General features: G+C 57.7%; 20 protein-coding genes and 1 tRNA gene. 8 read left to right on the forward strand and 13 right to left on the reverse strand.

Features of this window, described 5'->3' with window-relative positions; translation table 11 throughout:
• Positions 1 to 32 precede the first annotated feature (32 nt).
• From purL to purS, 3 genes are all read right to left on the reverse strand, one after another.
• The gene (purL, locus tag QMZ18_RS27355) at positions 33 to 2,231 is read right to left on the reverse strand and encodes a phosphoribosylformylglycinamidine synthase subunit PurL (protein ID WP_282609568.1); all 2,199 of its coding nucleotides are present in this window, start codon (positions 2,229 to 2,231) and stop codon (positions 33 to 35) included.
• Entirely contained in the window at positions 2,228 to 2,917 is a 690-nt protein-coding gene (gene purQ, locus QMZ18_RS27360; RefSeq protein WP_282609569.1) for a phosphoribosylformylglycinamidine synthase subunit PurQ, read from the reverse strand. Before purQ ends, purL begins: the two co-directional genes overlap by 4 nt.
• Before the next feature lie 98 nt (positions 2,918 to 3,015).
• Complete coding sequence (purS, locus tag QMZ18_RS27365) at positions 3,016 to 3,258, reverse strand: phosphoribosylformylglycinamidine synthase subunit PurS (RefSeq protein WP_282609570.1); 243 nt, start codon at positions 3,256 to 3,258, stop codon at positions 3,016 to 3,018.
• Between the two features lie 259 nt (positions 3,259 to 3,517).
• Here purS and QMZ18_RS27370 point away from each other — a divergent pair, with 259 nt between their 5' ends.
• Entirely contained in the window at positions 3,518 to 4,123 is a 606-nt protein-coding gene (locus tag QMZ18_RS27370; protein WP_282609571.1) for a phospholipid-binding protein MlaC, read from the forward strand.
• A 38-nt stretch (positions 4,124 to 4,161) separates the two neighbouring features.
• On the opposite strand, the gene QMZ18_RS27375 is transcribed toward QMZ18_RS27370, so the two are convergent.
• From QMZ18_RS27375 to QMZ18_RS27395, 5 genes are all read right to left on the reverse strand, one after another.
• Entirely contained in the window at positions 4,162 to 5,319 is a 1,158-nt protein-coding gene (locus tag QMZ18_RS27375) for a methyl-accepting chemotaxis protein (protein WP_282609572.1), read from the reverse strand.
• 197 nt (positions 5,320 to 5,516) lie between these two features.
• Positions 5,517 to 6,278 (reverse strand): pyridoxine 5'-phosphate synthase, encoded by a 762-nt coding sequence (locus QMZ18_RS27380; RefSeq protein WP_282609573.1) that lies wholly within the window; start codon positions 6,276 to 6,278, stop codon positions 5,517 to 5,519.
• 17 nt (positions 6,279 to 6,295) lie between these two features.
• The gene (purC, locus tag QMZ18_RS27385) at positions 6,296 to 7,057 is read right to left on the reverse strand and encodes a phosphoribosylaminoimidazolesuccinocarboxamide synthase (protein ID WP_282609574.1); all 762 of its coding nucleotides are present in this window, start codon (positions 7,055 to 7,057) and stop codon (positions 6,296 to 6,298) included.
• Between the two features lie 173 nt (positions 7,058 to 7,230).
• A complete protein-coding gene (locus QMZ18_RS27390; RefSeq protein ID WP_282609575.1) occupies positions 7,231 to 8,124 on the reverse strand; it encodes a DMT family transporter in 894 nt (297 codons plus the stop codon).
• Positions 8,121 to 8,933 carry an NRDE family protein gene (locus tag QMZ18_RS27395; RefSeq protein ID WP_282609576.1) on the reverse strand — a complete coding sequence of 271 codons (813 nt, stop codon included), beginning with the start codon at positions 8,931 to 8,933 and terminating at the stop codon, positions 8,121 to 8,123. Before QMZ18_RS27395 ends, QMZ18_RS27390 begins: the two co-directional genes overlap by 4 nt.
• 165 nt (positions 8,934 to 9,098) lie before the next feature.
• Here QMZ18_RS27395 and QMZ18_RS27400 point away from each other — a divergent pair, with 165 nt between their 5' ends.
• Entirely contained in the window at positions 9,099 to 9,419 is a 321-nt protein-coding gene (locus QMZ18_RS27400) for a DUF1476 domain-containing protein (protein WP_282609577.1), read from the forward strand.
• Positions 9,420 to 9,514: 95 nt separating this feature from the next.
• Positions 9,515 to 10,282, forward strand: a complete 768-nt coding sequence (locus tag QMZ18_RS27405) for a nuclear transport factor 2 family protein (RefSeq protein ID WP_282609578.1) — start codon at positions 9,515 to 9,517, stop codon at positions 10,280 to 10,282.
• Positions 10,283 to 10,352: 70 nt separating this feature from the next.
• On the opposite strand, the gene purB is transcribed toward QMZ18_RS27405, so the two are convergent.
• From purB to QMZ18_RS27430, 5 genes are all read right to left on the reverse strand, one after another.
• Positions 10,353 to 11,648 (reverse strand): adenylosuccinate lyase, encoded by a 1,296-nt coding sequence (purB, locus tag QMZ18_RS27410; RefSeq protein ID WP_282609579.1) that lies wholly within the window; start codon positions 11,646 to 11,648, stop codon positions 10,353 to 10,355.
• Between the two features lie 237 nt (positions 11,649 to 11,885).
• Positions 11,886 to 12,827, reverse strand: coding sequence for an ADP-ribosylglycohydrolase family protein (locus QMZ18_RS27415; RefSeq protein WP_282609580.1), 942 nt, complete (start codon positions 12,825 to 12,827; stop codon positions 11,886 to 11,888).
• A gap of 9 nt (positions 12,828 to 12,836) precedes the next feature.
• Positions 12,837 to 13,769, reverse strand: coding sequence for a CPBP family intramembrane glutamic endopeptidase (locus QMZ18_RS27420; protein WP_282609581.1), 933 nt, complete (start codon positions 13,767 to 13,769; stop codon positions 12,837 to 12,839).
• Positions 13,770 to 13,915: 146 nt separating this feature from the next.
• Complete coding sequence (locus tag QMZ18_RS27425; RefSeq protein WP_282609582.1) at positions 13,916 to 14,719, reverse strand: CPBP family intramembrane glutamic endopeptidase; 804 nt, start codon at positions 14,717 to 14,719, stop codon at positions 13,916 to 13,918.
• A 298-nt stretch (positions 14,720 to 15,017) separates the two neighbouring features.
• Positions 15,018 to 15,091 (reverse strand) — tRNA-Gln (locus QMZ18_RS27430).
• 253 nt (positions 15,092 to 15,344) lie between these two features.
• Between QMZ18_RS27430 and QMZ18_RS27435 the strand changes: the two genes are divergently transcribed.
• From QMZ18_RS27435 to QMZ18_RS27455, 5 genes are all read left to right on the forward strand, one after another.
• Complete coding sequence (locus QMZ18_RS27435) at positions 15,345 to 16,556, forward strand: Ppx/GppA phosphatase family protein (RefSeq protein ID WP_282609583.1); 1,212 nt, start codon at positions 15,345 to 15,347, stop codon at positions 16,554 to 16,556.
• Positions 16,557 to 16,615: 59 nt separating this feature from the next.
• Positions 16,616 to 17,392, forward strand: a complete 777-nt coding sequence (locus QMZ18_RS27440) for an RlmE family RNA methyltransferase (protein ID WP_282609584.1) — start codon at positions 16,616 to 16,618, stop codon at positions 17,390 to 17,392.
• A 273-nt stretch (positions 17,393 to 17,665) separates the two neighbouring features.
• Positions 17,666 to 19,129 (forward strand): IMP dehydrogenase, encoded by a 1,464-nt coding sequence (guaB, locus tag QMZ18_RS27445; protein WP_282609585.1) that lies wholly within the window; start codon positions 17,666 to 17,668, stop codon positions 19,127 to 19,129.
• A 39-nt stretch (positions 19,130 to 19,168) separates the two neighbouring features.
• Positions 19,169 to 20,479, forward strand: coding sequence for an RsmB/NOP family class I SAM-dependent RNA methyltransferase (locus QMZ18_RS27450; protein ID WP_282609586.1), 1,311 nt, complete (start codon positions 19,169 to 19,171; stop codon positions 20,477 to 20,479).
• Entirely contained in the window at positions 20,476 to 21,045 is a 570-nt protein-coding gene (locus tag QMZ18_RS27455) for a GNAT family N-acetyltransferase (protein ID WP_282609587.1), read from the forward strand. Before QMZ18_RS27450 ends, QMZ18_RS27455 begins: the two co-directional genes overlap by 4 nt.
• The last annotated feature ends 102 nt before the right edge of the window (positions 21,046 to 21,147 follow it).

Raw genomic sequence — 21,147 nt, forward strand, 5'->3', positions numbered from 1 at the left:
CGCGGTATTAAGATCCTGCTCTCAAGAGCGTGCTAATTCACTGTACCTGCCATGTAACCTGGGAGCCAGCCCTCATGCGCGCCCGACAATTCGCTCAGGGATATGGGGGTGCCACCCGGCAAGGTCAACGTTTCTCCGGTAGTACGACCGATAATAGCAGCGCTGACGCCGGCGTTCCGTGCCGCATCGATCAGCGTGGATGCTGATGTGGTGGCGATCAGGTAGCGGGCTTGATCCTCGCCGAACAGCCAGGCAGGCAGCGGCAGGTCGCTGTCCGCAGGTTCGTCGATTGTTGCGCCGATGCCACTTGCGAGTGCCATTTCAGCCAGGGTGACGGCAAGTCCGCCATCAGAAAGATCATGACAAACAGTAACTTGCCCGGAAACAATCAGGCTTCGAACGAAATCGCCGTTGCGCTTCTCCTGCTCAAGATCAACGGCGGGAGGTGCGCCGTCCGACCGGCTTTCAATCTCAGAAAGATACGTCGTCGCACCAAGGTGCCCGGTGGTATTACCGATCAGGATGATATCTGCGTCTTCCTCAGTAAAGCCAATGCCTGCTGTCATGCCAGCATCCTCGATCACGCCGACACCGCCGATTGCTGGGGTTGGCAGAATCGCGGCGCCATTGGTCTCGTTGTAGAGCGACACATTTCCGGAGACGACTGGGAAGGCCAACGCGTCGCAGGCGGCCCGCATTCCTTCAATACAGCCGACGAATTGACCCATGATCTCGGGTTTTTCTGGATTTCCGAAGTTCATATTATCGGTGATTGCCAGAGGTGTAGCGCCGACGGCTGTGAGATTACGCCATGACTCTGCGACAGCCTGGGCGCCGCCTCGGGCCGGATCGGCTAAACAGTAACGCGGCGTGCAGTCGGTTGACATTGCCAGGGCACGCTGAGTTCCGTGAACCCGGACGACGGCGGCATCGCCGCCGGGGCGGCCCTGGGTGTCGGCCATGACCATGTGATCGTACTGCTCCCAGATCCAGCGGCGGGAACAGAGGTTCGGTGAGCCCATCAACTGCAGTAATACCGCACCCATGTCGCCGGGGACGGAAAGGGCCTTGGCATCGACGTCGTCGCGCGCCGGAGTCGGGATCCAGGGACGGTCGTATTCCGGTGACGCCTCGGCGAGCGGATCAATGGGAAGATCCCCGACCACGTCGCCATGCATGCGCAGCACCATTCGGCCACTCTCGGTCAGATGGCCGATGATCGCGAAGTCCAGATCCCACTTTTCCATAATGCCGCGGGCCATATCCTCCTTGCCCGGCTTGAGCACCATCAACATGCGCTCCTGGCTTTCGGACAGCATCATCTCGTAGGGAGACATGCCATCCTCGCGGCAGGGCACCTGATCGAGGTTCAGCTCAACACCCATGCCACCCTTGGACGCCATTTCGAAGGAGGAAGAGGTGAGGCCGGCGGCACCCATGTCCTGAATGCCGATGATGGCATCGGTTTCCATCAATTCGAGGCAGGCCTCGATCAACAGCTTTTCAGTGAAGGGGTCACCCACCTGCACGGTCGGCCGCTTCTCGTCAGAATCGTCGTCGAATTCGGCCGAAGCCATGGTTGCGCCGTGAATGCCGTCGCGGCCGGTTTTGGACCCCACGTAGACCACCGGATTGCCCACACCCGAGGCGGCGGCCTTGAAGATCCGATCGGCTGGCGCCAATCCAACCGTCATCGCGTTGACCAGAATGTTGCCGTTGTAGGAAGGATCGAAGTTGACTTCGCCGCCAACGGTGGGCACGCCGACACAGTTGCCATAGCCGCCGATACCAGCAACCACACCGGAGACCAGATGCCGGGTCTTGCCATGGTCCGGCGAACCGAAACGCAGAGCATTCAGGTTGGCGATCGGGCGGGCACCCATGGTGAAAACGTCGCGCAGGATGCCGCCGACGCCGGTGGCCGCTCCCTGATAAGGTTCGATAAAGCTGGGGTGGTTGTGGCTCTCCATCTTGAAGACGGCAGCCAGACCATCGCCGATATCGATCACACCGGCGTTCTCGCCCGGTCCCTCGATCACGTGCGGGGCATCGGTCGGCAGGGTCTTCAGCCATTTCTTGGAAGACTTGTAGGAGCAGTGCTCCGACCACATTACCGAGAAGATGCCCAATTCGAGCAGGTTGGGTTCCCGCCCCATGATCTCGAGCACGCGCTGATACTCGGTCTCATTCAGGCCGTGTTCCGCCACTATTTGCGGGGTGATCTCGCTCACGACAGGCTCTCCAGCAAGCTTTTGAACAGGCCTTCACCATCGGTGCCACCGAGCTGTGGATCGGCGAGGCGCTCAGGGTGGGGCATCAGGCCCAGGACTGTCTTGGTTTCGTTGTAGACGCCGGCAATATTGCGCGCCGAGCCGTTGGGATTGGCCGAACCCTCCATTTCACCTACCGCATCGACGTAGCGGAAGGCGATCTGGCCCCTATCTTCCAGCCGATCCAGCTCCTCATCACCGGCGAAATAGTTGCCGTCGTGATGGGCGACCGGGATCCGCACGACCTGTCCGGTCTCATAGGCCGAAGTGAAGAGGCTCTGGCTGCTTTCGACCTTCAAGTGAACGTCCCGACAGACGAACTTCAGGTCGGCATTGCGCATCAGCACGCCCGGCAACAGGCCGGTTTCAGTCAGAACCTGGAAGCCGTTACAGATCCCCAGGACCGGAACACCGGCGGAGGCACGGCTGGCGATTTCGCGCATCACATTGGATTTCGCTGCCATAGCGCCGCTGCGCAGGTAATCCCCGTAGGAGAAGCCGCCCGGCAGGACGATCAGATCAACGTTTTCGAAGCTGCTTTCCTTATGCCAGACCATCACCGGTTCGACACCGCTGACCTGGCGTAACGTCACCTGGACGTCGCGGTCGCAGTTTGATCCGGGGAAAACAATAACCGCGGCTTTCATTGCGTGATTTCCTCTCTAGGAACTTATGATCATTGAGCGCACCTTGCTGCAAGGCGCAGACCTCTAGTGGTCATTGTCCGTAAACCCGTGAGCTGAAATTAGCTGTCGAGCTCGATCGTGTAGTTTTCGATCACGGTGTTGGCGAGCAGCTTTTCGCACATGGCGGCGACATTGCTGCGGGCGGCTTCTGGATCGGACTCACTCAGGTCAAGCTCGATCAGCTTGCCCTGGCGCACTTGATCGACGCCCTGAAAATCGAGTGCGGAGAGGGCATGCTCAATGGCTTTACCCTGTGGATCGAGGACCCCGTTTTTGAGGGTGACGTAAACGCGAGCTTTCACGCGGGACTCCGTGGAAGAATGTGGCTGTGGAGGCGCGCGAAATCTAGCGATCCGGCCCGGCTCTGACAAGGAGACATGCGGGCTTTTGAGAAGAATGTGCCACTGTCATGCCGCTTTCATCGAAGTCGGCTAAAATCCTTTACTTCTGTGTCAATTTATCGCCGTCTATTGCACCTCGACAGGACGTCGGTTTATGAGCTTGGGTACGACAAAGAGACTTTTGAACGTGTGTTTGACGTAGCAGCGGCGGAGTAAAGCGATGAAACGGCACGGACTCACTCTATCGCTCGCATATGTACTTATTGCGATGGTCAGTGTCGGGACCTGGGCACAGCAGGCAAGCGATGGCGCGGCAAAGTTCGTTCAGGATATGGGCGATCAGGTGGTGTCTATCGTCGCGGCTGGCGACATGACTGTGGATTCCCGCAAAGAAGCACTGGATTCGGTTTTGCGCGATGGCGTGGGGATCGATTCGATCAGTGCTTACGTGGTGGCTGGCGAATGGTCTAAGGCCAGTGATGACGAACGGGCGCGCTTTCAGGAGGTCTTCTCGGATTATCTGGTTGCCGCCTATTTGCGCTTGGTCACGGATTCCGAGCCTAAAAGCTTTTCGGTCACCTCCGCCAAGGACCGGGGCGAGGGAACGAGCATGGTTGCAACCTATATCGAGAATGCCACAGGCGAGCCGCTCAATCTCTTCTGGGTTATCTCCAATGACACCGGGAACTATAAAATTACGGATGTCATGGTGGATGGCGTTAGTCAGGCCAAAACTTACCGCGAAGAATTTGCCGGTGTTGCGGCCAGTAAGGGCGTTGACGGTTTGACGACAGCGTTAGAGCGAAAAATCAAACGAACCAAGTAACTCGCTCTAATAGCAGAAAAAAGCAATAAAATCTGGCGTCACCCTACCAACTGGCGTTTGGCGACTTCAAGCTTGCCCAGAACGTTCTCAGTGAGTTTGATATTGGTTCCCGAGCCTTTAACCGCGGCCTCGGCATCCTGCTTCATCTGATCGAGGCGATCCGCAACAGAACTGAACCGCTCGGCCTGTGCACCGGCCTGGCTCGCTGTCTGTTTGGCCACGTCGACGGCTTCATCTATGGCTTCTGCGATCTTGCCGGTCTGAGTCTGGCCCTGGGCACTGGCGTCAGATGACCGCTTGAGGTTTTTGGACAGCTGTTCAAGACGCCGGAGAACTTCATCGATACTGCTGGTCAGGTTAGCCAGAACTCCGTTGATCTGGTCGGCCGATTGTCCGGCGTTGGTGGCGAGCGTTTTGACTTCCGCCGCGACCACAGCAAAGCCTTTCCCCGCTTCGCCGGCCCGCGAGGCCTCAATCGTCGCATTGAGCGCCAGCAGATTGGTCTGTTTCGCGATAGCGCCGATACCTGTGGAGATATCGGTAATCTGAACGAAATCATCCTGCAGTTTGTTGATTGCTGAAACCACGTCGCCGGACAGAGTGACGCCTTCCTCGGCGTTTGAGGCGATAGACTTGGCGTGAGAAACCACCTCACCGGCATCGCGATGGGCAGCCAAAAGGCAGGTATCGATCGCCGTTGCGAGCTCCTGAATGGCATCGACTTCGGTTTTTACGTCCTGCGAGGCGGTAATCAAATCGGAAATAAAGCCAATTCTAGCTTTCGAAGTTGTGTTTACCTTGACCGCATTGCCTCGAATAGTTCCAACGATTTCGTGGGCTTCGTCCAGGAGAGCTGGGTCAGGCCGGTTGCACGGCGCTACCTCTGTTTCGTTGACTGCCACGGACTGATCGATCGAAGACGGTGCTTGAACAGCGCTTTGGTCTTTGGTGTCTGAGGTCTCCGTAGATATCGCCTTGTCAGCAGACCGTTTTGCCTGAACGGCTCCTGCGGTGGCGACGATATAGGGAACCACAAAGGTCAGTGCGGCCTTTCCCAAATCGATACCGGCACCTGACAGGATTGCGTCCCCCTGATTGATAGCGGTAAGGATTGGACCCACAACGAGCGCCGTAAGGAGGGAGCGAACGGGGGTTCCGTCAGAAACGGCGAGGCGAAAAATCGAATTCTGAGACATCGGATTTCTTTGACCAATCAGCAAATTCTGCCGGCGTGCCGCAATCGGTCCAACAGCGGCTCGCGGACCTTTGAGAACCTAGTATGATCTGCCTTAAGCTAGGGTAAATTCCGGCTTAACCACATCTGGATTTCGTTAGCTCTCTTGATTTTGTCAAATCACGAGAGCTTGCTTTTCGAATTCAAAATAAAGGGGGCCTAGGAAGTAGGGGAGCCGCCTGCGTCTGGATCACAGATTTCCAGGTAACGTGCGATGGCGCCTTCCATACCGTAGATCAGGGCATCCGCCGTCAAGCAGTGGCCAATGGAGACTTCCAGGAGATTCGGAACGGCCGCTACCAGAGGCTGAAGATTGTCGAGTGTGAGGTCGTGGCCGGCATTTACGCCAATCCCTGCAGCTTCTGCCGCACGCCCGGTTGCAGCGACATGGTCTAGTTCCCTGGATTGAACATCAGGCGTCAAAGCCCCGCCATAAGGACCGGTGTAGATTTCGATGCGATCGGCGCCGACCTCCTGCGCCAGGTTCGCCGTGCCCGGCTCTGGATTAACAAAGACGGAAACTCTCATGCCGCCTGCCTTGATCCGCGCGATAATGTCGGTAAGAAATTCACGATGGTGGGCAATATCCCATCCATGATCCGACGTGGCCTGACGAATATCGTCGGGAACCAGGGTGACTTGATCGGGCTTGACCCGCTCGACGAGTTCGACAAAGCGGGCGTCGGGATTGCCTTCAACGTTGAACTCCCGATCCGGAAACTCAGTTTCGATCATCTCGGCGATTTCAGGGACGTCCGACAGCCGGATATGGCGCTCGTCGGGCCGTGGATGCACGGTGATCCCCGCCGCACCTGCCGAAAGCGCGAGGCGTGAGAGCGCAATGACGGACGGCCACGGCAGATTGCGCCGGTTGCGCAACTCGGCGATCGCATTGACATTTGCGGAGAGGCAAACAGTCATAGAGGCGTCCGGGCGCGCTACTGCATCACCTGCGGGCCCTGCATGTCGATCGGGCCGGCTTCGGGAAGTACGCCCAGCCGTCTGGCAACTTCCTGGTAAGCCTCTTCGACCTTGCCGAGATCCCGCCGGAAGCGGTCTTTGTCGAGCTTCTCGTTCGTCTTGATGTCCCAGAGCCGGCAGGAATCCGGGCTGATTTCGTCGGCCAGGACGATCCGCATTTCTTCTTCGTCCCACAGCCGCCCGAACTCGAGCTTGAAGTCCACCAGCTTCATGCCGATGCCATAGAACAGACCGGAAAGGTAATCATTCGATCGAAGAGCATACTGCATCATCTCGTCGAGATCCTGGGTCGAGGCCCAGCCGAACGCCGTCACGTGCTCTTCCGAAACCAAGGGATCGCCAAGTTCGTCGTTCTTGAGGTAATACTCGACGATTGAGCGGGGAAGCGGTGTGCCTTCTTCGACGCCCAGGCGTTTGCAGATAGTGCCGGCGGCAACGTTGCGCACCACGACTTCGATCGGGATGATCTCGACTTCGCGTACCAATTGCTCGCGCATGTTGAGACGACGGACGAAGTGAGTCGGAATACCGATTTCCGCAAGGCGTAGCATGAGATGCTCGGAGATGCGGTTGTTCAGGACCCCTTTGCCGGTGATGGTGCCCTTCTTCTGATTGTTGAAGGCAGTGGCATCGTCCTTGAAATATTGCACTACGGTGCCTGGCTCAGGGCCCTCAAAAAGGACCTTGGCCTTACCCTCGTATATCCGTCTGCGTCGCATCTTTTTTGTCCGATCGGGAAAGCTTCGCCGCAGTATAACAGCTACGTTCATGGCTTAAAAAACGTCATGCCCGAAGAGACTGCTATAACGGCGGGGTGCACCATATAGCAGGTGATGCGGCGCTGCACAAATAACCTGTAACCAGTGGTGACGAAGCCGGGGGGGCGCGAAGGTTAACCCTCTGTTTTGCTGGCCCTTTCCCGGTGCAGAATATAGAGGCCGCTGCCGATCACAACGGCCGCTCCGGCGAAGGTCCAGGCGTCCGGAATATCGCCCCAGATGACCAATCCAAGCACGACCGCCCAAACCATACTTACGTACTTGAACGGAACCACCAGGGCGGCTTCGGCAAGACGGAAAGCTTCAATCATCAGGAAATGGGCGCAGCCGAGCAGAAATCCGCAGAGGAAAAACAGGCCGATATCCTCAAGCTGGACCGGCTCCCAGCCGCCGACGAAGGTCACGCCTCCTGCGGCAGTGACGGCGATGGTCGAGTAAAACATGACCGCGATGCTGGAATCGTGCTGGGACATTTTCCGGGTCAAGATATCTCGCAGAGCACCCGTTACGCTGGCCGCCAAGGGGAAAATTGCGGCCCATTGTGCAACTTCGCTGGTCGGCCGGATAATGATCAGGACGCCTGCAAATCCGATGCCCACGGCGAGCCAGCGCCGCCAGCGGATAACCTCACCAAGCAGAGGCGCCGCGAGTGCGGTCACGAACAGCGGGCCCGCAAAGGTGATCGAGATCGCATCGGCGAAGGGCAGATGGCGCAGGCCATTGATAAAGAGAAAGGTCCCAGCCACCATTAATGCGCCGCGCAGCAGATGAGGGGTGATGCGCCCGACCCGCAGGCTTCTGGGGCCGCCCGCATGCCAAACCAGCAGTATGATCGGCAGGAAGACAAAAAGGCCACGCAGAAACATGATCTGCCCGACCGGATAATCTCCTGTCAGCCACTTGAGCACCGCATCGTTCAGTGTCAAAAACAGTCCGGCGCCGACCATACAAAGCACACCCTTGAGCGGCGAGATGGAGCCGAGTGAAATGATCCGGCCGGTGCTCATGTTTCGCCGAAGTCTAAAGGGCGGTATACTGCCGTTTTGGGCGAGCCGTCGGCATAGAGCCAGCGGATCCGGGCGTCCTGCGGCCGTTCGCTTTTGAATTCGGCTGAAGGCAGAGCGATCAGCGAGCTTGAAACCGTTTCGAAGCCATTGTCGAGCTGTACCGACATGGCCGCATAGGGATCGCCTCCCGAGGCGGCAGCGTCCCGGCGCAACAGGCGGTGCCAGCCTTCCCAGCCACTCGGCAGGTAACTATCCTTCTGGTATTCCCGCGCTTCGGGATTGGGAACATCGGCTTGCTTGAAATCCTCCAGATGTTGGCGGATGCGGGCTGAAGCAGGATCGTTCAGGTCGTAGGCTGAAAGCATCGAGAGCCCCTCCGGGATCTCAAAGCACTCGACTTCGCGGGTATCGTCGTTCGCCATATTCCTCAGCCAGAAGGCGTCACGGTTATCCGCGACGATCAGATTAAAGCTGCGGTAGGCCGCCGGATTGAGATTGGAGAGCGCTTTCGCAGCGCTTTCTGCATCGCCGTGGTCCAGAGCCTCAAGAACCAGCTCACCGCGGCTCCGTTTCCCGTCCTTTGGCCCAAGGCTGCCAATGCGATTAAGTATGGAAGACAGAAGGCCATACTGATTGATTCCCAACCAGGTGCCGCCAGCGGTTTTATCGAGTCCGCCAATGACTTCCGGCCGATCCTCCCAGTGCTGCGCCGGGCCCGCCGCGGGCCGGTCACGCATTTCGTCCCGGTTGCCAGCGAAAAGAACTGGCCATTTATGTCCGGGACGGCGGAGAATGACGGCTGTACACATTAAATGAGCCGACCGAAGGAATCTGGAGAATCTGAACGCAAATCGGTTTTCCTGTTGCTGTTTAGCCACTATATGTTTGGAATAATCCAAACGCCCAACACCCGTGCCTGCGGCAGCCTGTGCAAAGGCGGCGGTCACACCAAAGTAGCGAGGAGAGACGGCGAGATGAGCACCTTCAATGAACGCGAAAAGGCGTTCGAAGACAAGTATAAGCACGATCAGGAATTGCAGTTCAAGGTCGAAGCGCGCCGCAACAAGCTTGTTGGACTCTGGGCCGCTGAGCATATGGGCTTGAGCGGCGGCGATGCCGAAGCCTATGCCAAGGAGGTCGTGATGGCCGATATGGAGGAGCCGGGCGACGACGATGTGAAGCGCAAGGTTCTAGGCGATTTTGCCGACAAATCGGTCGATGTTTCTGCCCATCAGCTCGATAAAAAGATGGAAGAGATGATCGAACTGGCAAAAGAGCAGATCATGGCCGAATAGCGGCTAGGGTTAGACGGATACAAAAGAGCCATCGGATCTACGCCGATGGCTCTTTTCATATGTGCAGTTTCTTGGCACGGATGGGATTTGTGAACATGACGGCCTTGTCAAAGAAAGACCAGATCCGGGCATTGCTGCAAAGCATCGAATCCGGCGATCCCGGTCCCATAGCTGTGGTCAATGAGGAAAAATACATTCAGCACAACCCTCAGACCCAGGAAGGAAGCGAGGGTTTGGCTGCTTTGTTTTTGCGGCTGTCCAAGACTTCACCCCGGGTGAATATCGTGCGGGCCTTCGAGGACGGCGATTTCGTCTTTGCACATACCGAGTACGATTTCGCGAGCCGGAGAATTGGCTTTGAGATCTTCCGGTTTGACGACGGTCAGGCGGTGGAACACTGGGACAATATTCAGGAGCGGCAAGGACCGAACCAAACCGGGCGCAGTATGGTCGACGGACCAACTGAGGCTTCTGACCATGATCTGACGGAACGCAATCGCTCCTTCGTTCGAAGTTTTGTTGAAACCGTGCTTGTCGGCGGACATCTCCAGCAGCTAACCGAATATGTCGACGAGGGCGCCTTTGCTGAACATAATCCGCGGCTGGCGGATGGCATTTCTACGCTCCGGTCTGCTTTGAAGGCCACGGACAAGGAGTGCAAGTGCATTGACTATCAGCGTGTCCATCGTGTCTTGGCCGAAGGAAATTTCGTGCTTTGCGTCAGCGAAGGAAACTTCGGCGGGGTCCATTCCGCCTTTTATGATCTCTTCCGTGTTGCGCAGGGCAAACTAGTGGAGCATTGGGACACGACCGAAAAAATCGCACCGCGGAGTGAGTGGAAAAACGACAACGGCAAGTTCTAAGGCTCCGGCCCGGAGTGGCGGAAGTCCTTATTTTCGTCGCCGAAGCCGTTAGCGTTTTACGCGGTAAATTCTACCCGAACACGCGTTCGAAGATCACATCTACCCGCTTGGTGTGATGGCCGGCATCGAAGCAGGCGGCAAGCGCTGCTTCATCCATCTTACCTGCCACATCTTCATCGGCTTTGAGCAAGCTTAGGAAGTCGGCGGACTCCTGCCAGACCTTCATGGCATTGCGCTGAACAATCAAATAGGCATCCTCACGGCTGATACCGGCTTGGGTGAGTGCCAGTAGAACCCGCTGCGAATGCACCAGACCACCGAGTTGATCCAGGTTCTTCTGCATGCTCTCCGGATAGACATACATCTTCTCGATCACCCCAGCCATTCGCGACAGGGCGAAATCAAGGGTAATAGTCGCGTCGGGGCCGAAGACTCGTTCCACCGAAGAATGCGAGATATCCCGTTCGTGCCAAAGAGCTACATTCTCGTAAGCCGGTGTGACTGCGGCGCGGACCACCCGGGCGAGGCCGGTCAGGTTTTCGGTCAGGATCGGGTTGCGTTTGTGGGGCATGGCCGAAGATCCCTTCTGGCCCGGTGCGAAGTATTCCTCGGCCTCACGGACTTCGGTGCGCTGCAGATGCCGGATTTCGACCGCCAGGTTCTCCAGCGAGCTGGCGATGACGCCGAGGGTTGCGAAGAAGGCGGCGTGACGGTCGCGCGGGATCACCTGGGTGGAGATCGGCTCGACCTCCAGGCCCATCTTTGCGGCGACATGGGCTTCCACCGCCGGGTCGATATTGGCGAAGGTGCCGACCGCGCCGGAAATGGCGCAGGTGGCGATTTCCCTGCGCGCCTGGAGCAGGCGTTCTTTGCCGCGTTTGAAGGCGGCGTAATGGGTCGCGAGCTTCAGGCCGAAGGTGGTCGGTTCGGCATGGATACCGTGACTGCGGCCAAGGCACACCGTGTCCTTGTGCTCCAGAGCCCGTTTCTTCAGGGCGGCCAACACCCGGTCCATGTCCGCCAGCAGGATGTCGGTGGCCTGGGTCAACTGAACCGCCAGACAGGTATCCAGTACATCGGACGACGTCATGCCCTGATGTACAAAGCGGGCTTCCGGCCCAACGTGCTCGGCAAGGTTCGTCAAAAAGGCGATAACGTCGTGCCGGGTCTCCCGTTCGATCTCGTCAATCCGCGCAACTTCGAAGGCGCCCCGGTCCCACACAGCCTTGGCGGCGTCCTTCGGGATAACCCCCAGTTCGGCCTGCGCGTCGCAGGCATGTGCCTCGATTTCAAACCAGATATGAAAGCGGTTTTCCGGCTCCCAGATGCGGGTCATTTCGGGGCGGCTGTAACGGGGGATGGACATGCGGATCGGTTCCGATTTTTCTCGAGTGCGATCGTTCTTGACGGAAGCGGCCCAGAACGTGAATCGCCCTCTAACCTATTAAAATAGAGGCTGATTCACGTTTTTCGCTAATACAGTGAAAAGCGATCAGACTCTGACCGAGGAAAGCTGGCGCCAAACAAGCGGGCGGGCCATGCTTTGTCAAGGTGGGGGCAGGAGAAAAATGACCGGAACAGGATAAATCTTCGAACCGGGGGCTTAATCGATACAGCATCTGTCCACGAGCTTTTCCAGCAACTCGGCAAAGAGCTCTTGTCCGCGCAGCTTCGCACGCCAGTGCGCTGGAATTGCATCGATGCCGAATTGCAGGCCGGCGACTCCACCGGCGATACAGGCCGATGTATCAGTGTCGTTTCCGAGCCGGATGGCTTGGCGGACGACGGCCTCATAGGTCTCTTGCTGGCAAACTAAACGCGCCGATCTCAGGCTGTCGACCACGTAGCCGCCGCCACTGCAGCTTGCTTCAGCCTCGGGTCGGATATGCGCCTCGAATTCTTCTCGTTCGGGCGACGCGGCCGGGAAGATGCGGCGGATACTCTCGATTGCCTGTAACCAGGGCTCAGCTGCATCGCGTAAGACAGCGCGAGCCCAGAGACAGTAAAGCGCACAGCAAAGCCGGACCCTTAGATGCCCATGCGTGACGCTGGATTGGAGGAAAGCGTCACGAACGAGCTCTTCATCCGAACCCTGGTGCCAGATCGCCAGAGGAAGCGCACGCATGAGAGAGCCGTTGCCTTTGCCCTCCGGTAATGCGCCGCCGCAATCCACTGCCGCTGTGCCCGAGCGGAAGGCAGCGAAAGCCTGACCTGTTTGAACCCCTACATCGAAGACCACGCCGCCAACGGCCAGATATCCCGACTCATACCAATCAAAAAGCCGCTGCATAAGATCTTCCGGGTCCAGACGATCACACTGCAAAAGCGAATCAAGCAGGCAGAGCGCCTGAGCACCATCGTCGCTCCAGGTTCCCGGCGCGGTTCCTGCATGCGCGCGGGCGAAACCGGAAGGCGGCATGAACTCGATAGCATTGTAGGGCGGGATCTCTTCCGCTGGATGAAACTCATAGGGAACACCCAGTGCATCTCCTACCAGGAGACCCCAAATGCCGCCTCTGATCCGTTGTTCAAGATCGGGGGTCATACGAGCTATCTAAACCCTCCTTGTCTCGACATGGCGGAAATGAAGCCATAGGCAGAAGACGAGCATAAAGCCGTTCAGAAAAACCACATATGCAGCATCAATCAGGCTTGGATCCCATAATCGCAGGTACAGGAAGTCGCCAAGTGCGGCTTCGGGGCTCGGAGTGGAACTGACCTCAATGATCATGGTGCTCCAATTTAAGCCGATATGCGCGCCAATCGAATACTCCAGGCGCCCGGTTGCAAGCGCTAACCCCGTAAAGACGAGTGAAACCAGGACGTAGTGCAGGTAGGTCAGCCATTCCGACAGGTCGAATTCCGCATTAACCAGATGCGGTGCGCAAAACAGAGCGGAGACAACAAGCAGAAGAGCCCACCAGGATTTTAGCCAACGGCCGATCGTCTGCAGCAGATAACCTCGAAACAGCAGTTCTTCTGCAGCGGCCTGAAAGGTAATGGCGAACAATACGACGGGAAGCCGGACCCAGACCGCATCTGAGATGGCGGCTAACTGCAGGTCACGGCGCTCTCCATCCAGCCAGATGCCAATCAAGCCGACAAAGATGAGGATAAGGGAGATTGCGATCGCCACCGAAATCGCCAGTCCCCAGCGAGCACGGCCGCTTGGGGCGACGGTTTTGGAGGCCGTGAGCCCGACTATGCGGAGGGCGATCAGGATCGGAATGATCTGCACCGCGATAAAGATAAAGGTGAAACTCGAATAAACCAGTTCAAGGCTTTGCGGGTCGTTTGGTGCATAAGGCAGCAGATCGAACAGGACCCAGCCGAGGAAGTGCCGGACGGCTGGAATGCGGTTCAGGAAGTGAATGAAGACAATCCCGCCACAAAGAACTGCAAAGCTGAAGATCCAGCGCCAGATGCTACCTGTGGCCTGATCTCCGCCAGCCAGCAGCCTGGCAGTACCTGCTTTCAAAGACTCCACGACTTATCCGAATGCCGATCTACATCGCTGCGAGCATATCGGGTTCGGCTGAGAATGCCAGTCGGCCTCTTAGGCGGCGATTGTAACGCCTCCGGCGTTTTATGGCCTTTGTCTGGTCATGACAGATGATCGATGCCGAGAAATGTCTATCTCCGGTAAGGTGCGAAGTAACGGAAGTGGAGAATGAGGCAGACAAGAAAAACGACGACGAATTGAAGGACGGCATACACGCCATCAATGAACACCGGATCAACTGTGCCTGTGTATACGATTGCGCCGGCGCCCAGATAGAGATCGGGTGCCGAAGGGGAATTGTAATCGAGGACCAGCAAACCCCAGTTCCAGCCGATATGTGCGCCAATCGAATACTCCAAGCGTCCCGTGATGAGTGCTAGGAGCGTAAAGAGAACCGCGAGCAGAATGTAGTTGAGATAAGCGAGCCAGCCCAAAACATCGAATATCGGGCTTGGCAAATGAACTGCGAAAAACAATCCGCCGATTATCAATGTGATGACCCACCAGGATTTGGTCCAGCGGCCCACCAGCTGCACCAGGTATCCCCTGAACACTATTTCTTCCGCAGTTGCCTGAAAAATGATGAGAATCAAGATGATCGGAATGAAGATCAGGGCCAATCCCGACAACGGATCGAAGGTTACATCGGACCGCTGGCTGTGGGTCCAGAGATTGATCAGATTGATAGGAGTGACAATCAGAAACACCGAAAAGGCTGCGATGACGGAAAGAAGCCAATTGGGGGCAGTTTTTGGTGAAACAATGTCGGTAATCTTCAGTCCTACAACTTTTAAGGCGAGTGCAGCGGCGGGGATCATCGCTGCGACCGACAGGAACCAATAGGATGTCCTGATGAGCACGTCAGCCCGTCGCGAGCCGATTTCTTCGGTCAACAAATTGCAGACTGCACCGTCGAAAATAAAATTAATAAACATTGTGTGGAGCAATATCGCCAAGGCGAAGTAGCCAACCAAGAGAACTATAAGACTCCACGTCCAGCGCCAAAATCCAGCACGAGCGTGACCACCTGCCGCCAAAAGCCTGGCAGTCCCAGTTTTTAAATATTCCAAAGTTTTTCCAACCGCCGATTCAGATTTCAGCGAGCATATCCGTCGAAGTTGTATTTGTCATTTAGCTATGCAGTTACCGCGGGACCAAGGCGTCGACGACGGCACGGCAGTGCTCAGGAGCACAGCGGATTGTTATCTGATTGCAGCTATTCTTTGGAAAATCTGGCTGGGGGACCTGGATTCGAACCAGGGCTGCTCGGGTCAGAGCCGAGAGTTCTACCGCTAAACTATCCCCCAACGATGCGGACAGGGCCGTGACCAGCCGCCGTCTCGTTGACGTGCGGCCCCTATTTAGTCCCAGTGCGCCGCGCTTTCAACTGCTTTTCTTTGCAGCGGACGAATTCCTTCTTTTCTCCTTTGGTACTGGAGAGGGGCCGAGGTGCTGGCTTGTTTACCGCCCGTGGGGTAAAACTTCTGTAAAGGCGGTCGATCGAGAACCGCCGTTGAACAGAGGTTGGGAGGCTGGACCCTTGAGGCCAGATACGGGGGCGTGAGCGGAGGTTCACGACGCCGGAGTTGCGGTGCGCGCGACAAAACCGGCAATCACCTTGGTGGACGGCACGGCAGTGGCACGAAGAGAAACGCCACAGCTGCCAGAAGCAGAAATGGCAACCGCGGAGCAGGCTCCCAGGTTTTTGGGGCGCTCGATCTGGGCACGAACAACTGTCGTCTGCTTGTCGCCAAACCCGCCCCAAATGGATACCGCGTTGTCGATACCTTTTCGCGGGTCGTGCGTCTGGGGGAGGGCTTGAGCCAATCCGACTGTCTGTCTGATGTCGCCATGGAACGCACTTTGCGGGCATTGAAAATTTGTGCTGGAAAGATGCATCGTCTGGGCGTCACCAAGGCGCGCTGCGTTGCAACCGAAGCCTGTCGGCGCGCCAGTAACTACGCCGATTTTTGCGCTCAGGTCGAAGCTGAGTTTGGATTGAAACTCGAGTTGATTTCGAGCCTTGAGGAGACCCGGCTCGCTGTCTACGGCTGTGCTCCATTGTTCGATCCTAAGGTCGAAACGGCTCTGGTTTTTGACATTGGCGGCGGAAGTACCGAAGTTTGCTGGGTAGGATTGCCCGGTTATTCACAGCCATTCCAGAGCCTGTGCGGCAGCCAAGGTGCGGTGCCACTGAACGGCACTAAGGCGGATGGCGGGACGCCCGATAGTTGGGAAAATGAGCCGTCGGGACGGGATTCCGCACCGGATCAGCCTACATTGCTTGCATGGAAATCTCTGCCGATGGGCGTTACGAATCTGGCAGAACGCTATGGCGGCGCTGACATTTCGGAATCCTGCTACGAGCGCATGGTTTTGGACGTTCTCGAAGCCCTCGCACCATTTGAAAACGAAAACGGAATTTTCGACTCGGTTCAGGGCCGGCGGGTCCAGATGCTGGGGACGTCAGGTACGGTGACCACGCTGGTGGGCATCAAGAAGGATCTCGCCCGCTATGACCGGCGCCATGTCGACGGCGCCTATCTGTCCCGCGAGGCGATTGAAGGACTGAACCGGCGGGTTGCACGCATGACCTATGATGAGCGTGCGGCCCACCCCTGTATCGGTCATCAGCGGGCGGATCTGGTGGTGGCCGGTTGTGCGATCCTTGACGCGCTCTGCCGGACATGGCCTGTTGAGCGCCTGCGGGTGGCGGACCGCGGTCTGCGCGAGGGGATTATCTTTACCCTGATGCGTGGTATTGCGACTTAACAGATTGTGATATAGGGACTTTATCCGTCTTCTAATCGGTCCTGATACGGAATTCTTTTATGACCGGCTCCTCTCGAGGCAAAGGCGGCGGCCGCGGCCGTGGCAAACCCAGTGGCGTAAAATCCGGTGCGGGAAGATCAGGTGGCGCGAAGTCCGAAGGCGGACTGTCGGGACGCGGCTTGAAGGTCCGGGTAAAGACCGCCAAGCGGCGCTCCAATTCTTCCGCCCGTTGGCTGCAAAGGCAACTGAACGACCCCTATGTGGCCGAAGCAAAGAAGCGCGGCTACCGCTCGCGTGCGGCCTTTAAGCTGCTGCAGATGGACGAAAAATACGATTTCCTGTCCAAGGCGCGCCGGATCATCGATCTCGGCGCCGCACCTGGCGGCTGGACGCAGGTTTCACTGGAACGCGCGGCCCCTGGCAGCAAGGTTGTCGGAATCGATCTGCTGGAAATCGAGCAAATCCCGGGTGCCATCCTGCTGGTTGGGGATTTCCTGGACAATGATGCTCCGGATCGCTTGAAGGCCGAAATGGACGGGGCCGCCGATATCGTGCTCTCGGACATGGCAGCTGCCACAATCGGGCATGCCAAGACCGATCACCTGCGCATCATGGGTCTTGTCGAAACGGCGTTGGAGTTCGCTATCCAGGTGTTGGCACCGGGGGGATCCTTTGTTGCAAAGGTCATTCAAGGCGGCGCCGAACAGACATTGATGGATATGTTGAAACGTCATTTTACCAAGGTCCGGCACGTTAAACCGGCAGCGAGCCGAAGCGACTCCGCCGAGATGTATCTGGTGGCGACCGGCTTTCGAGGACCAGAGGGTGAATCCTGATCGCCTGGACGGCTTTATAGGTGATCATTCAAGCAGAAACTCTTGAAAGAGATCAATTTTTTCCGTCTTGCGGTTGACTTCAAAGAATCATGTGCAATCCGCTTGGCATTGCACAGCCTATGTGTATGATGCAGCGCCAATTCATTGGAGCCTGATCGTTTTATTGCAAGTCAAAATAAAACCGGAGTCAGTCTCTATTCAAACAGCTTAGAAGGCGACCTGGACTCTTGATTGGATGAATCAAGAAAGGGTCACGCTCAAGAGAGGATTGGCATGGACATCCGCGAAGCACTGACCTTTGACGACGTTCTTCTGGAGCCTGCGGAGTCCGCCGTCCTGCCCACACAGACCGACACCCGCACGCGTCTGACCCGTTCGATCGAACTTGGGATCCCTCTGTTGTCGTCCGCGATGGATACGGTGACCGAAAGCCGCCTGGCGATCGTGATGGCTCAGGCTGGTGGAATGGGGGTCATCCATAAGAATTTGACGATTGAAGAGCAGGCCGACGAGGTCCGCAGCGTCAAAAAGTTCGAAAGCGGTATGGTCGTCAATCCGGTCACGATTCATCCGGATCAGCCCTTGGCTGACGCCTTGGCGCTGATGGAGTATCACAAGATCTCGGGCATTCCGGTCGTGGAGCGGGACAGCGGCAAGCTGGTTGGTATTCTGACCAACCGGGATGTGCGCTTTGCCGAAAACCACCGCCAGCCGATCAACGAGCTGATGACCAAGGAAAACCTGGTTACGGTCAAGAACGGCGCCGATCACGATACGGCGCGCCGCCTGCTGCACCAATACCGGATCGAAAAGCTGCTGGTGGTTGACGATGACTATCGCTGTGTCGGGCTGATCACGGTCAAGGATATGGAAAAGGCGATTGCCTATCCCGACGCCTGTAAGGACGACCAGGGCCGCCTGCGCGTCGCGGCCGCGACCGGTGTCGGCGACGACGGCCTGAAACGGGCTGAGGCTTTGATGGAGGCTGGCGCGGACGTCATCGTGGTGGATACCGCTCACGGTCACTCCCGCGGCGTCATGACGGCAGTAGGGGCCGTCAAACGGCTTTCCAATGCGGCTCAAGTGATCGCTGGAAACGTGGCCACGGGCGAGGCGGCCAAGGCACTGGTCGACGCGGGTGCCGATGCAATCAAGGTCGGAATTGGTCCGGGGTCCATCTGCACGACCCGCATGGTGGCCGGTGTTGGCGTGCCGCAGTTGACGGCTCTGTTCGATACGGTCGAAGCCTGCCGTGCCAGCGACACACCGGTCATTGCCGACGGTGGTATCAAGTTCTCGGGCGATCTGGCTAAGTCGATCGCTGCCGGTGCCGACTGCATCATGGTCGGTTCGCTGTTGGCGGGGACCGAGGAAAGTCCGGGCGAGGTTTTCCTCTATCAGGGCCGGTCCTACAAATCCTACCGTGGAATGGGGTCGATGGGCGCCATGGCACGCGGCTCCGCTGACCGCTATTTCCAGCAGGAGGTTTCTGACAGCCTCAAGCTGGTGCCCGAAGGAGTCGAAGGACGTGTCGCCTATAAGGGGCCCGTCTCGGCCGTGATTCATCAACTCGTCGGCGGTCTGCGGGCCTCTATGGGCTACACCGGAAACGCCACTATCGCCGACATGCGCGGCGGTTGCCGGTTCCTGAAGATCACCAATGCCGGACTACGGGAAAGTCATGTCCACGACGTGTCGATCACACGCGAAGCCCCCAATTACCGGAACTCGGTTTAACAAAACGGCGCGCGCGCCGGTTTTTAAACGCAGGCCGTCATGAGGCCGGGAGCACGGATAGGTGCCGTCATTGAGATCCTCGAAGATCTTGAGGCGAGGGCCGTGCCTGCCGACCGAGTCGTGACAGCCTATACCCGCAGCCGCCGTTACGTCGGATCCAAGGATCGCCGGGAAATCGGTGATCTGACCTATTCCGCGCTCCGGACTTGGCTGCGTGTGACCTGGTGGTTGGAACGGACAGGCTGCGCTGAGGCTACGACGCGTGCGCGGCTGCTTGCAGTTCTGGTTCTTGCCAAAAAGATGACTCCTGAAGATCTCGAGATGTTTTTCGACGGTGAAGGCTACGGGCCATCACGACTGACCGCCGACGAACAGAGCCTGATTGCTGCGCTTTCCGGTGCCGGACTCGAACATCCTGAGCAACCCGCCTGGGTCCGTGATGAAGTCGCGCCTTGGTTACACGGGCATTTGCAGGCGCGTTTCAGCGAGGACATGGCTGTCGAAATGTCGGCACTGCAGCAAGAGGCCGAAGTTGTCCTGCGGGTGAACAGTTTAAAGGGTGATCGGGCTTCGGCACAAAATGCGCTGGCCAAGGACTCGGTGGAAACCCACGAGACTCGCATCTCCCCCATTGGTCTGCGGGTCGAGGGGCGCCGGGCGCTGCAAGCCAGCGGTGCCTTTCGCGACGGTCTGATCGAAGTACAGGACGAGGGCTCGCAGTTGATCGCACTGCTCTGCGATGTCCAACCAGGTATGGCCGTTGCGGACTATTGCGCAGGGGCTGGCGGCAAAACCCTCGGGTTGGCGGCCAATATGAAAAGTAGAGGGCGTCTGGTTGCGCTGGACTTAGATGGCGAACGCTTGCGTCGGGCGGTGCCGCGCCTGGAGCGGGCTGGGGTCGGCGCGGTTGAACAGCGAAGACTGCCTGACAATGAGTGGGTGCGGGAAAATGCCGGGACCTTTGATCGGGTTCTGGTCGACGCCCCCTGCTCGGGCAGTGGTGTTTGGCGTCGCCAGCCTGATGCCCGCTTGGCTTTAACCCCGGAACGCCTGCAGGAATATCTGACGGCGCAGACTGAAGTGATGCAAGCTGCCGCCGGACTGGTGCGTCCAGGCGGGCGCCTGATCTATGCCACCTGTTCCCTGTTGCAGGAGGAAGACGAAGCACAGGTCGAGGCCTTTCTCAAAAATAACGACGAATTCACGCAGTGCCGCATTTCCGATGTCTGGGCGTCGGTTCTGCCCGAAGTCGCCTGTCCGACCGAAGAGGCACATCTTTTACTCACACCGCATAAACACGGCACGGACGGGTTTTTTGTCTCAGTTTTGGAGCGCCGTGCTGGAGGATGAGCGCGAAGCTGCATATCCGTGAGGCGCGCCGACAAGACAGCCGCGAACTGGCACGGGTCCATATCGAAACCTGGCGCCATACCTACGCAGGAATGGTTCCGAACCAGTATCTTGCCTCCATGACAATCGATGAACAGGCACGGTCCTGGCGTCGCTGGATCGATAGAAAAAGCAAACGCGAATCCATCCAGCTGGTGGAGACACGGCCTGCTGCTGACGCGATGGAGAAGAGCCGGATCGTCGGCTTTGGCCACGCCGGGCCGTCTCGCGACCGGGAACTGCCGTTTAGCGGCGAGATCTACACCCTTTATGTAGATATTGACTGGCAGGGCATGGGTATCGGCAGGCAACTGCTGGGCAGACTGTTTCAAGCCTTGCTCGAAGCGGACATGGAGTCGGCGGTCATATGGGTCCTGGCCAGCAATCCGTCACGTTTCTTTTATGAAGCTTTGGGTGGCGAGCGAATCGCCGAGCGGCGGGAACGCTTTGCCGGAACTCTCCTGGAAGAAGTGGCCTATGGTTGGCCTGATTCCAGCGCCTTGAGGGCACTCACGCCCGATATCTAGCACTGTCAGGCCGGTCGTTGAGACCTTCGCCGCAATAATCGTGAAGATTCTCTGCGGCGGCGGTGGTTGCGTGCTGGACTTGGCTTGGCCTGACGCCTAATT

It is taken from the genome of Pelagibius sp. Alg239-R121 (assembly GCF_947331435.1).
Lineage (GTDB): Bacteria > Pseudomonadota > Alphaproteobacteria > Kiloniellales > Kiloniellaceae > Denitrobaculum.

What these genes read in the sequence shown, in the direction of transcription:
- purQ (WP_282609569.1), bottom strand. Translation starts at nt 2,917, where the DNA reads ATGAAAGCCGCGGTTATTGTTTTCCCCGGATCAAACTGCGACCGCGAC.
- QMZ18_RS27370 (WP_282609571.1), top strand. Translation starts at nt 3,518, where the DNA reads ATGAAACGGCACGGACTCACTCTATCGCTCGCATATGTACTTATTGCG.
- QMZ18_RS27375 (WP_282609572.1), bottom strand. Translation starts at nt 5,319, where the DNA reads ATGTCTCAGAATTCGATTTTTCGCCTCGCCGTTTCTGACGGAACCCCC.
- QMZ18_RS27380 (WP_282609573.1), bottom strand. Translation starts at nt 6,278, where the DNA reads ATGACTGTTTGCCTCTCCGCAAATGTCAATGCGATCGCCGAGTTGCGC.
- purC (WP_282609574.1), bottom strand. Translation starts at nt 7,057, where the DNA reads ATGCGACGCAGACGGATATACGAGGGTAAGGCCAAGGTCCTTTTTGAG.
- QMZ18_RS27390 (WP_282609575.1), bottom strand. Translation starts at nt 8,124, where the DNA reads ATGAGCACCGGCCGGATCATTTCACTCGGCTCCATCTCGCCGCTCAAG.
- QMZ18_RS27395 (WP_282609576.1), bottom strand. Translation starts at nt 8,933, where the DNA reads ATGTGTACAGCCGTCATTCTCCGCCGTCCCGGACATAAATGGCCAGTT.
- QMZ18_RS27400 (WP_282609577.1), top strand. Translation starts at nt 9,099, where the DNA reads ATGAGCACCTTCAATGAACGCGAAAAGGCGTTCGAAGACAAGTATAAG.
- QMZ18_RS27405 (WP_282609578.1), top strand. Translation starts at nt 9,515, where the DNA reads ATGACGGCCTTGTCAAAGAAAGACCAGATCCGGGCATTGCTGCAAAGC.
- purB (WP_282609579.1), bottom strand. Translation starts at nt 11,648, where the DNA reads ATGTCCATCCCCCGTTACAGCCGCCCCGAAATGACCCGCATCTGGGAG.
- QMZ18_RS27415 (WP_282609580.1), bottom strand. Translation starts at nt 12,827, where the DNA reads ATGACCCCCGATCTTGAACAACGGATCAGAGGCGGCATTTGGGGTCTC.
- QMZ18_RS27425 (WP_282609582.1), bottom strand. Translation starts at nt 14,719, where the DNA reads ATGTTTATTAATTTTATTTTCGACGGTGCAGTCTGCAATTTGTTGACC.
- QMZ18_RS27440 (WP_282609584.1), top strand. Translation starts at nt 16,616, where the DNA reads ATGACCGGCTCCTCTCGAGGCAAAGGCGGCGGCCGCGGCCGTGGCAAA.
- guaB (WP_282609585.1), top strand. Translation starts at nt 17,666, where the DNA reads ATGGACATCCGCGAAGCACTGACCTTTGACGACGTTCTTCTGGAGCCT.
- QMZ18_RS27450 (WP_282609586.1), top strand. Translation starts at nt 19,169, where the DNA reads ATGAGGCCGGGAGCACGGATAGGTGCCGTCATTGAGATCCTCGAAGAT.
- QMZ18_RS27455 (WP_282609587.1), top strand. Translation starts at nt 20,476, where the DNA reads ATGAGCGCGAAGCTGCATATCCGTGAGGCGCGCCGACAAGACAGCCGC.